Consider the following 14,678-nt stretch of genomic DNA (forward strand, 5'->3'; position numbering starts at 1 on the left):
ATTTATTTCCAATATTATCTTTTACGATCATTAAGCCATTAATAATAGATATCCCACTTGTATATAAGGAACACATATTTCTGGCAAATCTTGATGTATAAATCGTTCCTAATAATTTACCTAATTTAGGAAATTTCAATTTCATTTGATCCACTTTGTATCGTATTTTTTCAACACGCAACATACCTGCAATCAAGGCCACCATACACAACACACCAATAAGCATCCAATACCAATAAGCAAGCATTGCTTCACTGATTGCATTTACAATTTTGGTGATCATAGGAAGTTCCATACCATTAAAGACCTTAGAGAAACTTGGAATGATAAAGGTGAATACTCCAATTACAACAAAAATCGTAACACATATCAGAATAATAGGATAAATCATCGCATTACGTACTTTACCTTTTATTCGATTATCTTTTTCATATTGTAAAGCCATCGTCATCGCAACACGTTCCATTTGACCGCTGGTTTCACCAGTTCGATACATATTAATCATTAATTCTGGAAAAGCTTTTCCTTGCTCTTCCATAGCATATGATAATGTCATACCCTGTTGCAGCTTTCGATAGATATCTGTATAAATAGCTTTGATTTTAGGATTTTTTTGTCTCTGCACTAAGATTGAAATCGCACGTATTAAACTTACTCCAGAGCCTATCATCGTTCCTAATTGACGTGAGAAATCTGATAATTCCTTCAATTTTAGCTTATAAGTGTTTTTTTCAATATTCGTAACATCTTTACATTCTATTAAAAATTTGCCGTCACTACGCAGAAAAGCGGCAAGCTCTTTACGATCATTTGCCTCCATCTTGCCGGTTATTTTTTTTGCATCCATATCTTTTGCAGTATATTTAAACGTAGCCATGATCGTCACCTCGTTTATTTTAAACCAAACATAGATAAATACGTATGTATGATAAATTCACTATACATTAATGATACCACAATTCCAAAGCATAAATAAGGACCAAACGCAATATGTGCGCCTTTTTGTGTTTTTTTAGTTATCAATAACCAGCTTGCATAACAGCCACAAGTTAAAACACCAATAAATGCTCCTAAAAGTATGCCTTTCCATCCAATCATAAAACCTGAAACAGCCAATAATTTAATATCCCCACCGCCAAAGCAATCAGGAATCATTAAAGTTAAAAGATACATTGGTAAGGATACGATAAAAAAGCCAATACCTCTTTCAAGCAACGTGATTTCAGGATGTAAAATAGTCATCAGAACAGCCGGTACTACCAATGCGATAATAAGACCGTTTGGAATAGTCATCGTATCAAAATCAATCATTGTTATTGCCAAAAAAATCATGATAACAGAGAAGATGATAAGGGTATCCCATGTGAATTGATAACGATGAAAGCAAAAGATTGCTACACCACCACCAAGAAATTCTATGATCGTATCTCGCATGGGAATTTTAACACCACAATAACGACATTTCCCTTTCAAAAGGAGATAACTGAAAATAGGAAATAAATCATACCACGCTAATGTATGATGACAATTGGGGCAATATGATCTACCCTTTGCCACAGACAAACCTTGAGGTACGCGCCAAATCACGACGTTGATAAAGCTGGCAATACATATACCGATTAAGAATGCATATACGTAAAATATGATAAGTATCTTTTCCAACTTTATCCCTTCCTTTCTATAAAGTGAAAGCCTCTATTTACCATAGAGGCTTTGAAAAAGCATTTTTTATTCTGTAGGCATTGGATGAGTGTCATCAACCGGAACAAATTCAGCTTGTTTGTTTGCAGTGATAGAAATGTATTTACTAGTGATATCTTTTACGGCAAAATCACATTTCTCAATTTTCACATTGCCCTTTGTTCCACTCAAAGTACATTTTGAGACATTGATATCAGATTCGGAAGCTAAAATCCCCGCATCTGCTTGAATTTTTGCAGCTGTCAAATCATAATCTCCAACTGGTTCATCTTTTCCGTTTTTATTGGTCACAATGCCTTGAGCACCAATATAATATGCTCTAGCGTCAGATAAATACCTCTGCTCTTTTGCCTTATTGACATATCCCAATACACTAGGTACTGCAATAGCAATCAGAATTCCCATAATTACCAATACTACAATGATTTCAATCAGCGTAAAACCTTTCTTGTTTCTTTTTAAACTCTTCATTTTAAACATCTCCTTTATTTATGATGTCAATGTGACATACATCTTCTTTACTATCTTATCATAAGAGAATAGAAATTGGAAATTTTTTTCTAACTTTTTCTTTTTATCAACGGAAAAGGATAATTTCCTTAATAATTCCATTTGTTTTGTAAGAATAGCATGTTAATTTATGCAGTTTGTATAAGATTGATTTATACTATAATAACAAAAAGTTATCATTTATTTATTTTTAAAGGTATACATGCAGATAGCTGCTGCTACAGCTACATTCAGTGATTCAAAAGTATCCATTTCGATATATACATTTTGATCTGTTTGGCATAATATTTCTTCCCGGACGCCTTTTCCTTCATTCCCCATGATAAGTGCATGACGTTTTTTTGGATGAACTTGTGATAAAGGAATTGCTTCATGTAATGAAGTTCCATAAATTTTATATCCCTTTTCTTTAAGCTCTTCTATCGCAGTAAGTAATTCTGTACGAATAATATTTAGATGAAAAAGTGCTCCTTGTGTAGATCGAATAACCTTTTCATTATATACATCTACTGAATTTTTAGATAGCAATATTGTTTGATAGGAAAAAGATAAGGCAGTGCGTAAAATCGTACCAAGATTTCCGGGATCTTGAACACCATCCAGAATGATGATCTTATCTGATGTAAGTGCTTGCTGCTCAGGAAAATGACAAACCGCCATTACCCAACTTCCTGATACACTATCAGTTAATTTTTTTAAAATTTCTCTTGTAACATAGTATACGGGATATTGTTCATAAGGTATGTTTTTCCCTTGTTCAACAAGAATACATTCAATAAGGCCAGCCGTATGCGCTTCTTGCAGTAAATGCTCACCCTCAATCAAAAACTTTTGATCTGCATCTCGATACTTTTTTTCTTTGTATTTTGCCCACTGTTTGATTTTCGTATTTGTCAATGATGTTATTTCCATAGTTTTCTGTCCTCATTCTTCTAATTTCATTTGCTAGTTTTTAATATCTAAAATCTGTTAAGCCTCTGAATAACTTGTGCCTTTTCATAAAGGCTTAAATCATTCAGATAAACATCATGTTTCGGATGTTTATTGCCATGAATACTTTTTATCTATTTTAACATAAAAATGTCAAAATCGTATAAAAATAATGATTCCTCTAGAACAACCCAAAGAACTGTAAAAAAAAAGGCTGTTTATCATAATTGACAAACAACCTTATCGATTATTCTAAAACCGCAGCACAGCGTTCACATAAACCATCTTCAGCATTTGATTCCGTGATATTCCAGCATCTTGGGCATACTTTCCCTTCACATTTTTCAACAGCAATTTGACAAACCTCATATGCTTTTAACTCATCTACGGAAAAGCTTACTCTTGAAACAATTAACCATTGATTAAATTTATTACCGCAATATTCTTCAATCAAAGCGCGGTCTTCATCATTTACATTGATTATTACATGTGCTTCCAAAGATTTACCAATGATCTTTTCTGCACGTGCTTCTTCCAATGCTTTAAAGACATCTGCACGAATCAGCATTAAACGTGCTACTTTTTCTTTAATTTCATCAGCATTTTCAAAAATCGGTACTACCGGGAACGCACCCAAATGAATGCTTTCCTCTTCCGTATGGAAGAAATCATTAACTTCTTCTGCCGTATGTGTCAAAATTGGTGCCCATAAGCGCACTAACGTATCTACCGCATAATATAGAACTGTCTGTACCTGACGTCTTCTGTTGGAATCTTTCTTTTCAATATACAAGATATCTTTTGTATAATCCAGATAGTAAGCAGAGAATTCATTTGTCATCAAATTGGTCAGCATACTTGTCACATCAGCAAAACGATATTCTCCATATGCTTTTTTAACCTTTTCACAGACATCTGCCAACATGATTAACATATACTTATCCAAAGCAGGCAATGTATTAACATCTACCAGATCAGCCTTAGTAAAGTCGTTTTCGCCATCAATATTAGCCAACAAGAAACGGAAAGTATTACGTACCTTACGATAATTTTCACTGATTTGTTTTAATATCTCATCAGACATACTACAATCTCCCTGATAATCTACACTTGCCGCCCATAAACGTAAAATATCAGCTCCATATTTCTTTGTAATTTCTCCAGGTGCTACGGCATTCCATTGTGATTTGCTCATTTTCACACCTTTACCATCCATGACGAATCCATGGCTTAATACTTGTTTATATGGAGAATGTCCATGAACTGCCGTACCAATGATCAAAGAAGAGTTGAACCAACCACGATACTGATCGCTGCCTTCAAAATATAGATCAGCGGGATAACCTAAACCGCGTTCCACCATGGCGCCGGTATGCGAGCTTCCGGAATCAAACCAAACATCCATGGTATCCGTTTCTTTACGGAAAACACCATTTGGAGAACCAGGATGTGTATAACCTTCTGGCAATAAATCTTTTGCCTCTTTTTCAAACCAGATATTAGAGCCAAATTCCTTGAATAAACCCGCCACATGGTCAAATACTGTCTGATCCATAATAGGTGTATCATCTTCCGCATAGAAAATTGGAATTGGAACACCCCATGCACGTTGACGTGATATACACCAGTCACCACGATCTGCAATCATATTATGCATACGTTGCTGACCCCACTTAGGAATCCAATCTACATTGTCAATTTCTTCAAGCAACTGATCACGAATTTTATCAATAGAAGCGAACCACTGCGTAGTAGCACGGAAAATGATTGGTTTTTTGGTTCTCCAATCGTGTGGATATGAATGAGTAATGAATTCTAACTTCAATAAAGCCCCGATTTCATCAAGCTTTTGTGTTACTGTCTTATTAGCATCATCTACGTATTGTCCAGCTAACCATTCCCCGGCATCACTCATCATGCAGCCATGCTCATCAACATTGCAATAGGCTGGTAACCCATATTTCTGGCCAACAAAGAAGTCATCTGCACCAAAGCCTGGAGCTGTGTGTACACAACCGGTACCTGCATCAGCAGTAACATGATCACCTAAAATAATTAATGATTCACGATCATATAAAGGATGTTGGCAAGTGATCATTTCTAATTCACTACCCTTAAATGTCTTCAACAATTGCTTTTCTTGTAAACCGAACTTTTCCCATAGTGCATCTACTAATTCTTCTAATACGATCAGCTTACCTTTTTCACTATTCACAAGCGCATAAGTATAATCTTTATTCAAGCAAATTGCAAGGTTTGCTGGAATAGTCCAAGGCGTTGTTGTCCAGATGACAAAACTAGTATCAGTGTCTAAAATTCCTTTACCATCTTTTACTGGAAATTTCACAAAGATCGTAGGAGATTTAACATCTTTATATTCTATTTCAGCTTCTGCCAATGCCGTTTCACTGGATGGGCTCCAGTAAACCGGTTTTAACCCTTTATAAATCAAGCCATTCATTGCCATCTTACCAAAAATTTCAATTTGATGGGCTTCAAATTCTTTTGTTAAAGTGATATAAGGATGATCATAATCACCAACAACCCCCAAAGATAAAAAGCCGGCTTTTTGTTTTTCTACTTGTTCCATTGCATAGTTATAGCAAAGTTTACGGAAATCCGCCAATTCCATTTCTTTACGATTGTGTCCTAATTTCTGGATAGCCGTTTCAATAGGAAGACCATGCGTATCCCATCCTGGAATATAAGGCACTTTATAGCCATCCATAAATTTTGAACGGATGATAACATCCTTTAAAATTTTATTTAAGGCATGACCCAGATGGATGTCTCCGTTGGCATATGGAGGACCATCGTGTAAAACAAATGGTTCACAGCCTTCCCGTTTCTTTAACATCTTTTCATAAATGTTTTGTTCCTTCCAGCGTTTTTGAAATCCTGGTTCTTTGCTTGGAAGTTTTCCACGCATTTCAAACTTTGTTTTTGGCATCAATAATGTTTCTTTGTATTCCATATCATTTTCCTCCTAACATAAACAAAAAAAACACGCTTCCTTGTCTAAGGACGCGTGAACGTGGTACCACCTTAGTTCTATTTCTTATCAAAATAGCACTCAAACAGATAACGGCTGTAACCGTATCATCTTACTGTTTTCAGATGATAAGCTCCAAAGTGATTTTTCTTTTCGCTTCACACAGGACTTCCACCAACCGCCTGTTCTCTTTGCATCCACCGATAAGAAACATGTCTTTTTCTTCGCTTTTATAATTCTTTTTTTAATAAATCCATCTTTGGAATCGCCGGTGTTTCAAAATCGTCCAACGCTTCCTCAATCTTGTGCAGCTCTTCTTTCATACTGCTTTTCATATCATTAGCCTCATCACCCAAACGGGCAATTTCCATCAGAATACCTCGTGCCATCATCAATGCTTCTTTGATAATCGTATCTGCATTCTGATTCGCCGTGTCGACGATCATATTCGCCTCTTTCATTGCCATACGTGCCATTTCACTGGCAGCACTTTCCTTGATATGCAGATTGTCATTCAATTTCCGATACTCATTCTCAAGCACCTTTTTTTCCTGACGCAACATTTCAAGCTCACGATTTACACTTTCCAGTTTTTTCTGCAAGGCATCCATTTGGAGCTTTTGCGTCTGCATGTAATCATCGACCTGATAACGGTTGTAGCCGTTTTTCATCGTATCAAATATACGTTTGTCCATACCATCACCCTATCTACTGATACTTGCCCGCCAGAATCACCAAATGATCCTTTTTGGTCGTTTTCACAATTTCCTTGAAGTAAAAACGTCCATGTCCACGAATGGAAATAGCACTATTATTATTGCATAAATAGGAAGTTTCTTCAAGTATTACATGATTAACTTTTACAAGTCCTGCACGTATCAGCTCCTGCGCTTTCTTCCTTGAAATATTTGCAAAGCTTGATACAAGTACATCTAAACGTAGGCTCGATACGATTTTATGCTCATACCGTATTTTTGGCTCATAAGTGACTTCACCTTCATAACGTTTAAAATGCACATTGCTTCGTTTAATGCGTGTCAAATTACACACGATATAATTTTCGATTTCTTCATCTACAAAAATGATAAGTTCATTATCTTTTACAATTAAGTCACCGATTTTTTCCCGTTCAATACCAAGATTGAGAATTGCCCCTAAAACATCTGGATGTGCAAGCTTACCAAATTGCGGTGAATAAGTCGCCTTGAGAATCGTTATTTTTAAATCAGCCAGTTCATCTTCATAAGGTAAAAGTGCATAGCGACAACGTTCTGCACCTTGATAACCTCCGGATTTTCCATACGGTATCTGATGCCCTAAAATAGCATCGCAGATGTTACATTCATCAGGCGCAAAAAATGGAGTAACGACAATTCGACGGCGGCGTTCCATCAGATCTATCAGATCATAAATACGCTTTACGAATTTTTCATTACCCCTATAATGTTCAAAATGAATTGGCAATGCTAGTCCTCTTCACTGGCATCCAGATTAATTTCTCCGTGAACAGCAACATTTCTTGGAGCACACAGAATAACATTATGTCCAATCTTTTGAATGGTTCCATCCAGTGCGAAAATAACACCTGTTAAGAAATCGATGGTTCTTTGTGCATAATCTCTTTGCAGTTTATGTAAGTTAACGACCGCTGCTTTATTCTCTTTTAAACGTTTAGCGACTTCTTCTGCCTCATCAAATGAACGAGGTTCAAACAATACCATTTTTGTGTCGCCAGGCAAACGATTTATAGCTTTGGATTTTGGCTGTTCATATTCGGAAAGAGAAGGACTTTCTTCTTCCTGTTCCACTTCCAAAACATCATCTTCATCCATTGGTGCAATAAACTCTTTGAATTTCTGACCGATGCTCATGTAGCATACCTCCTATACATTACTTATATTTTAGCACAAATGTGCATTAAGAAAAAGTTTTTTGTGTAATTTAAGTGATTCTTCATAATTGGAATCTCATTTTCGTCATTCATTGACAAATTTCTACAGACAGAACTTAAAGCACCTAAAAAAGCTTACTATAAACTTAGGGTATTTAAGAAAAGCAGCTGCAGGATAGCAGCTGCTCTTTAATATTAATACATTCCGCCTTGTGGCATTGGTGGCATAGGCGCTTCTTTTTCTTTGATAGCAGCAACGCCTGCCTCTGTTGTTAAGAATAATGCAGAAATACTTGCAGCATTCAACAATGCACTTCTTGTTACTTTTGTTGGGTCAATAATACCTTCTTCAAACATATTCACCCACTTGCCGTATTTTGCATCAAAGCCCATATTCGCCTCAGCACCTTTCTGGTGTTCGACGATTTCTTCAGCGTTATAACCAGCATTTTCGGCAATCTGTGCAATAGGTGCTAATAACGCATCCATGACTACCTTAATACCTTTCTGTACATCGACGATATCTGATTTCAACTGATCTTTTAAAGCCACATAAGCTTCAACCAAAGCAGCACCACCGCCAATTACGATACCTTCTGCAACAGCAGCACGCGTTGCGTTCAATGCATCTTCAATACGCAGTTTCTTTTCTTTCAGTTCACTTTCTGTAGTTGCACCAACCTTAATGATAGCAACGCCATCGCTTAACTTACCTAAACGTTCTGCATAGCGTTTTTTATCATAATCGCTCTTACAGTTTTCCATCTGTGCGCGTACTTCAGCAATACGAGCTGTAATTTCATCTTTATTGCCATTTCCGCCAATCATTGTTGTATTATCTTTTGTAATAACTGCTTTCTTCACGCTACCTAATTCTTCCAATTTCATGTCTTTTAATTCCATGTTCAAATCTTTTGAATAGAATGTAGCACCTGTTAACACTGCAATATCTTTCAAAATTTCTTTCTGATTATCACCAAAACCAGGAGCTTTCGTAGCAACTACATTAAATGTACCACGCAGTTTATTGACAACCAAAGTAGAAGTTACTTCATTTTCAACATCATCTGCAATGATCAACAATGGTTTATTGGACTGCACTACCTGTTCTAATACTGGAAGCACTTCTTGCACATTATTGATTTTCTGGTCAGTTACCATAACAAAAGCATTTTCTAAGACTGCTTCCATTTTCTCATGATCACTTACCATATATGGAGAAACGTATCCTTTATCGTACTGCATACCTTCACTGATTTCTAATTCTGTATCAAATCCATTAGATTCATCAACAGAGATAACACCATTACGGCCAACTTTATCCATTGCTTTAGCAATGATTTCACCAACTTCTTTACTGCCGCTGGAAATAGCCGCAACACTGGCAATATCACTGTTTGTTTCTATTTTACGACTCTTATCTAGAATATGATTTGCCACTTCCTTGCTAGCATATTCAATACCTTCACGCATTAATACAGGATTTGCACCTTTTTCTACCTGACGCAAACCGTTGCTAATCATGCTTTGTGCTAAGATGGTTGCTGTTGTTGTACCATCACCAGCAGTATCGTTTGTTTTATTGGCTACTTCATAAACTAATTTCGCACCCATATTTTCAAACTTATCTTCTAATTCAATTTCTTTTGCAATAGAAACACCGTCATTTGTGATTAATGGTGATCCAAATTCTTTTTCTAAAACGACATTACGTCCTTTAGGACCTAAAGTTACACGTACTGCATCAGCCAGTGTATTCACACCTGCTAACATTGCATTTCTTGCATCTTTTGAAAAACGTACTTCTTTTGCCATGTTCATTACCTCCTGTTTGTTTTTATCTTACGCAATGACTGCTAAAATATCTTCATCTTCTACGATGATGAATTCTTCTTCATCTAATTTCACATCTGTACCAGAATATTCTTTGTATACAACCTTATCATCAACTTTAATTTCTGCTTCACTTTCTGGTCCAATCGCTACTACAGTAGCATAACTTGGTTTGTTTTTACTGTTATCTGTCAGGATAATTCCACTTGCCGTTTTTGTTTCCTTTTCGGCTTTTTCCTTCTTTAAAATCACGTTTTTGTGTAATGGCTTTAACATCTAAGATTCCTCCTTTAAGTTTTAGCACTCGCAGTTCATAACTGCTAACACCCTATATTATACTCACTTTTAGCACTTTGGCAATAGGAATGCTAAAAAAAGTTCATATTTTTTTAGCTGGTGATTTATAAACATTAAGCAGCTTTGCAAACGACAGTCACATTATACGTAAAAAGCTTTATTTATATGCTGTGATAAGAGTGCTTCCTTTATCAATTTCATTTTACGACAAGTTAAAACAAAGCTATGATAACTAGTAATTGAAAAAAGCTCGCATATAAGCGAGCTTAGTGCGTATGAGATCCACAATCATGATTACCACAATCGTGATTACCTTCCTCATGATGATGGTTACATTTACCATTGGGATCATCCTGTAGTGTTCCCTTCTTTAACTGTTCTACAATTTCATCAACATTTCCACTGGCACCACCAATTAAAGCTATATGAGCTTTAGCTAACGCATCACGTGCGCCTTGACCGATACCACCACATACTAATACATCAACACCAGCTTCTTGAATCAGTGTAACTAGCGCACCATGACCGCTCCCATTAGCGCTAAGAAGTTCTTTTCTTACAATTATGCCATCTTCTATATCAACAAGTAGAAAAGCAGGGCATTTCCCAAAGTGTTGGAATACCATATGATTTTCATAAGTTATTGCATATTTCATCTTCATCACCTCAAATTATTTCGTATATGCATCATCATTGATAGAAATATTAAATTGCTTTAAGAATGTAGCAATATCTTCTTTTACAGTTGCCGCTTTAACATAGTTAATATTCAGACGAGGCCATGTCTTAACCGCAATCTGTGCATTTGGAATACCTAATTTCTCTGGAGTTGCCGTTTCTACTGCTTTGCTAATCGCCGTTTCATCCTTTTTACTTGTTTCATTAGCAAACGTTGTAGCTGTTTCAATATATTTCTTTACTTTATCCTCTGAACCTTTTTTTACAAATAACGCTGCTTGTGGATATCCCGCACTCTTTGTATTATTTTTATTTTGGTACTCTTTTTGTAAATCTTTTAAAACCTTTAAAGTTATTCCTTTTTCTTTTGCTTTAGCAATGGTTGCTGTAGCAGCAGGTTCAGCCATCAACCCGACATTTGCTTTCTTACTTAATAATTGTTGTTGTACTTCATTCACAGAAGCAAAATAAGTGATTTCAGGTTTTATGCTTTTCACATCCAAGCTAGCCATAAAAACTTTCTGTGGCACCGCTTTTTCTCCAAAAGCCGCAAACATTCCTGTTTCTGTTAAAGCTTTTTCATCAGTTCCAACAACATATAAATTACCCCAGGTTACGACACTGTCTAACCTATATTGACTTTTTCCTTTTGATAATAATGCAGCTCCTAAATTAATAGGTGCGATGATAGCATCATATTCTCCATCTTCCTTAGCAATTTCTGCACTGATGACACTTGTACCGTCAACGGTGTCAACACTCACATTTTTATCACCGTATAATCCTAACAATGATAAACTAGTTGCCCCTAAAGGCGCCAGTACCTTAATCGGTTCTGTTTTTGCTTCCTCTTTTTTTGTGTCATCATTACTTGCACAGGCACTTAAAGACAAAGCCATGACACCTGCCAGTAATCCCTTCAATAATTTCATAAACGTTTCTCCTTCACTTCAGCACTCAGCTTAGCGATAAATTCTTCTACCGGCATTGTCACAGATTCCTTACTTTGTGCACGACGTACCGTAACTGTATTAGCTTCTACTTCTCCATCACCAATAACAAGCTGATAAGGAATTTTAGCAAGCTGTGCTTCTCTTATACGATACCCCAATTTCTCATTTCGTGCATCTGATTTGCTCCTAAATCCCATCGCTAACAATTTTTCATTTATAGCATTTGCAGCTTGCGCATGACGTTCATAATGTACCGGAACGACCATGACTTGAGTTGGTGCCAACCATGTAGGGAAATGTCCTGCATAATGCTCGATCAAAATACCAATAAAACGTTCAATTGATCCAAATATAACACGATGCAGCATAACAGGTCGCACTTTCGTGCCATCCTTTTCTACATATGTTAAATCAAAGCGTTCAGGTAGATTCATATCCAATTGAATCGTTCCACATTGCCATTCTCTTCCTAAGGAGTCTTTGATATGGAAGTCAAGTTTTGGCCCATAGAAAGCACCATCTCCTGGATTGACTTTATAATCCTTACCGGCACTGACACATGCATCAGCAAGAGCTTTTTCACTCTTTTCCCAAATTGCCAGATCTCCAATGTATTTCTTTTCCGGACGTGTCGATAATTCAATACGATAGGATAAGCCAAAGATAGAGTATACGCGATCAATGAAGTTGATCAATTCCTTTACTTCACTTTCAATTTGATCTGGGCGCATGAAAATGTGAGCATCATCTTGCGTAAAAGTACGAACACGGAATAGCCCATTTAAAGCTCCACTGGCTTCATGGCGATGTACCTGCCCTAATTCTCCCATGCGCAGTGGCAAATCTTTATAGGAATGTAGACCATTTTTAAACACTAATAAGGACCCTGGACAATTCATTGGCTTGATTGCAAATTCGCGATCATCCACCATTGTCGTATACATATTTTCTTTATAGTTTGCCCAATGTCCACTTACTTCCCATAATTCCTTGCTCATCATGATTGGTGTTTTGATAAATTTATAATTTTCTTTTGTATGTTCTTCATACCAGAAGTTTTCTAACAGATTACGAATAATCATTCCATTTGGCAAAAAGAATGGCATACCTGGTGCATATTCACTCATCATGAATAGACCCATTTCACGTCCTAATTTTTTATGGTCACGTTTTTTGGCCTCTTCCAGCATATGCAAATGTTCTTCTAATTCTTCTTTTGTTGGATAGCAGACACCATAAATACGTTGCAGCATTTTATTTTCTGCATCACCTTTCCAATAAGCTCCGGAGTGTTTTAAAAGTTTGAAGTTTTTCAACAGCTTAACCGTTTCTACATGCGGCCCGCGACATAAATCGATAAACTCTCCTTGTTGATAACAGGTAATTGTTCCATCTTCCAAATCTTGAATCAGATCAATCTTATAAGGATCGTCCGCAAACATTTCTAAGGCTTCTTCTTTACTAATTTCTTTACGGACAATACGCTTTCCATCTTTGGCGATCTTCTTCATTTCCTTTTCGATTTTTGGCAGGTCTTCATCTTTGATTACATCATCACCAAGATCAATATCATAATAAAAACCATCTGATATAACTGGTCCTACCCAAAATTTTGCCTGTGGATACAGACGCTTTACAGCCTGTGCCATCATATGAGCACAGGAATGATTCAACATGCTTAATTGTTCATTTTCTCTAATATCAATCATACGTTTAACCTCCTATTTTATACATCTCGTATGTGATTCCATCGTTTACTTCTTTTCTCATGAAATGACCCTTACAGGCTAAGATTGTTTGACGGCTTGCCACGTTTGTTTCCTCACAACTCACTAGACAAGCATTCATGTGGAAGTTTGCTTTCGCTATTGCAAGTACTTCTTCAAGCATCCATTTAGCGATTCCTTTTCTTCTTTTATCTGGTGCTACACTATAGCCGATATGTCCGCCAATACGTTCTAAATAAGCATTTAGTTCATGACGTAACATGATAACTCCAACAATTTCTTCATCTTCCATAGCTAGATATAAAGAACTGCCAACGATACCATTTGGAAGATTACGTTCTTCATGCCAGTCCATCATCATTTGTAAATAGGCTTTTGTATCTTCGCAAGTATCTAAGAAAGCCAAACCGCAAATCACGCTGTCTTTCGGGAACTTATCCACATAACGTTTTAATGCTGTCGCATAAGTGCTGTTTGCCAAACAAAGTATCATGCATCATCACCTCCAGTTAAAAGAAAAAAGACTGCATCTCAAAGGACGTCAGTCTTATACGCGGTACCACCTTTATTCTTCGCATAAGCGAAGCTCTCAAACCTGATAACGCAAGGTATGCGGCACACCCTTTCAGGGGCAACTCCAAGGTAGTAAAGACAAGGCTCTTCGTAAAAGCTTTCACCATCCGCTTTTCTCTCTGCTTTCAAAGCACATATCTTCATGTCCTCTTCTTCGTTTGTCTACCTTATTTTTATACACCATAAGTTTCTGATTGTCAATGTTAACACAAGCTTTCCTTACATTTTCCCTAGTGAAAAAGATGTTGAAGCGATAGCCATATGTATTCTACCATTTGCTAATTATCGCAGTTAGAGGATACTGCCTTTAGTTATTTTATGGATAGATTGTAAGAATTACAGAAACTGTTTTTCCTATTTTATATCCCCTTTTTGGATATAACATCCTAAACATATAACGGTTAGCATAATTTGATGAAAACTGTTTCTCTAACCTACCAATTATGGGATTGACTGGTGGCACTTATAGAACTATGGTAAAATACCATCTATGTGAATGGTAAATTTTGGAATTCTCAATAAATACCAAAATTTATTAGAAATTATATATGTCTTTTTGACTATCTTTTTATATCTTCTTAAATGTCCGCAAA

At 36.4% G+C, this 14,678-nt stretch carries 14 protein-coding genes and 1 other annotated feature; all 14 genes read right to left on the reverse strand.

From position 1 onward, the window contains the following. The coding region (locus AC1VS3_RS10825) for a type II secretion system F family protein (protein WP_481275648.1) at positions 1-877 on the reverse strand (877 nt) is incomplete at its 3' end. 14 nt (positions 878-891) lie between these two features. After that, positions 892-1,662 (reverse strand): prepilin peptidase, encoded by a 771-nt coding sequence (locus AC1VS3_RS10830; RefSeq protein WP_008687975.1) that lies wholly within the window; start codon positions 1,660-1,662, stop codon positions 892-894. 66 nt (positions 1,663-1,728) lie between these two features. Beyond that, positions 1,729-2,172, reverse strand: coding sequence for a type II secretion system protein (locus AC1VS3_RS10835; RefSeq protein WP_230326987.1), 444 nt, complete (start codon positions 2,170-2,172; stop codon positions 1,729-1,731). A 219-nt stretch (positions 2,173-2,391) separates the two neighbouring features. Further along, complete coding sequence (locus tag AC1VS3_RS10840; protein WP_008687973.1) at positions 2,392-3,123, reverse strand: TrmH family RNA methyltransferase; 732 nt, start codon at positions 3,121-3,123, stop codon at positions 2,392-2,394. 265 nt (positions 3,124-3,388) lie between these two features. Beyond that, positions 3,389-6,115 carry an isoleucine--tRNA ligase gene (gene ileS / locus AC1VS3_RS10845; protein ID WP_119983309.1) on the reverse strand — a complete coding sequence of 909 codons (2,727 nt, stop codon included), beginning with the start codon at positions 6,113-6,115 and terminating at the stop codon, positions 3,389-3,391. Between the two features lie 43 nt (positions 6,116-6,158). Then, positions 6,159-6,367 (reverse strand) — a binding site (T-box leader). Beyond that, a complete protein-coding gene (locus tag AC1VS3_RS10850; protein WP_008687968.1) occupies positions 6,364-6,828 on the reverse strand; it encodes a DivIVA domain-containing protein in 465 nt (154 codons plus the stop codon). (Overlaps the previous feature by 4 nt.) A gap of 13 nt (positions 6,829-6,841) precedes the next feature. After that, positions 6,842-7,597, reverse strand: coding sequence for a YlmH family RNA-binding protein (locus tag AC1VS3_RS10855; RefSeq protein WP_008687965.1), 756 nt, complete (start codon positions 7,595-7,597; stop codon positions 6,842-6,844). Positions 7,598-7,599: 2 nt separating this feature from the next. Further along, positions 7,600-8,004 carry a cell division protein SepF gene (locus AC1VS3_RS10860; protein WP_008687963.1) on the reverse strand — a complete coding sequence of 135 codons (405 nt, stop codon included), beginning with the start codon at positions 8,002-8,004 and terminating at the stop codon, positions 7,600-7,602. 215 nt (positions 8,005-8,219) lie between these two features. Next, positions 8,220-9,839, reverse strand: a complete 1,620-nt coding sequence (groL, locus tag AC1VS3_RS10865; RefSeq protein ID WP_008687962.1) for a chaperonin GroEL — start codon at positions 9,837-9,839, stop codon at positions 8,220-8,222. A gap of 27 nt (positions 9,840-9,866) precedes the next feature. Further along, positions 9,867-10,133, reverse strand: coding sequence for a molecular chaperone GroES (locus tag AC1VS3_RS10870; RefSeq protein ID WP_008687959.1), 267 nt, complete (start codon positions 10,131-10,133; stop codon positions 9,867-9,869). Positions 10,134-10,420: 287 nt separating this feature from the next. Further along, positions 10,421-10,810: a NifB/NifX family molybdenum-iron cluster-binding protein gene (locus tag AC1VS3_RS10875; RefSeq protein ID WP_008687957.1), complete on the reverse strand. Its 390-nt coding sequence runs from the start codon at positions 10,808-10,810 to the stop codon at positions 10,421-10,423. 15 nt (positions 10,811-10,825) lie between these two features. Then, entirely contained in the window at positions 10,826-11,764 is a 939-nt protein-coding gene (locus AC1VS3_RS10880) for a hypothetical protein (RefSeq protein WP_008687955.1), read from the reverse strand. Beyond that, positions 11,761-13,494: a threonine--tRNA ligase gene (gene thrS / locus AC1VS3_RS10885; protein ID WP_008687954.1), complete on the reverse strand. Its 1,734-nt coding sequence runs from the start codon at positions 13,492-13,494 to the stop codon at positions 11,761-11,763. The genes AC1VS3_RS10880 and thrS overlap by 4 nt, the downstream gene beginning before the upstream one ends. A 4-nt stretch (positions 13,495-13,498) precedes the next feature. After that, a complete protein-coding gene (locus AC1VS3_RS10890) occupies positions 13,499-14,005 on the reverse strand; it encodes a GNAT family N-acetyltransferase (protein ID WP_008687952.1) in 507 nt (168 codons plus the stop codon). Positions 14,006-14,678 lie beyond the last annotated feature (673 nt).

The organism is Longicatena sp., from assembly GCF_982403165.1.

What these genes read in the sequence shown, in the direction of transcription:
- AC1VS3_RS10875 (WP_008687957.1), bottom strand. Translation starts at nt 10,810, where the DNA reads ATGAAATATGCAATAACTTATGAAAATCATATGGTATTCCAACACTTT.
- AC1VS3_RS10890 (WP_008687952.1), bottom strand. Translation starts at nt 14,005, where the DNA reads ATGATACTTTGTTTGGCAAACAGCACTTATGCGACAGCATTAAAACGT.
- ileS (WP_119983309.1), bottom strand. Translation starts at nt 6,115, where the DNA reads ATGGAATACAAAGAAACATTATTGATGCCAAAAACAAAGTTTGAAATG.
- groL (WP_008687962.1), bottom strand. Translation starts at nt 9,839, where the DNA reads ATGGCAAAAGAAGTACGTTTTTCAAAAGATGCAAGAAATGCAATGTTA.
- AC1VS3_RS10880 (WP_008687955.1), bottom strand. Translation starts at nt 11,764, where the DNA reads ATGAAATTATTGAAGGGATTACTGGCAGGTGTCATGGCTTTGTCTTTA.
- AC1VS3_RS10850 (WP_008687968.1), bottom strand. Translation starts at nt 6,828, where the DNA reads ATGGACAAACGTATATTTGATACGATGAAAAACGGCTACAACCGTTAT.
- AC1VS3_RS10835 (WP_230326987.1), bottom strand. Translation starts at nt 2,172, where the DNA reads ATGAAGAGTTTAAAAAGAAACAAGAAAGGTTTTACGCTGATTGAAATC.
- thrS (WP_008687954.1), bottom strand. Translation starts at nt 13,494, where the DNA reads ATGATTGATATTAGAGAAAATGAACAATTAAGCATGTTGAATCATTCC.
- AC1VS3_RS10870 (WP_008687959.1), bottom strand. Translation starts at nt 10,133, where the DNA reads ATGTTAAAGCCATTACACAAAAACGTGATTTTAAAGAAGGAAAAAGCC.
- AC1VS3_RS10860 (WP_008687963.1), bottom strand. Translation starts at nt 8,004, where the DNA reads ATGAGCATCGGTCAGAAATTCAAAGAGTTTATTGCACCAATGGATGAA.
- AC1VS3_RS10840 (WP_008687973.1), bottom strand. Translation starts at nt 3,123, where the DNA reads ATGGAAATAACATCATTGACAAATACGAAAATCAAACAGTGGGCAAAA.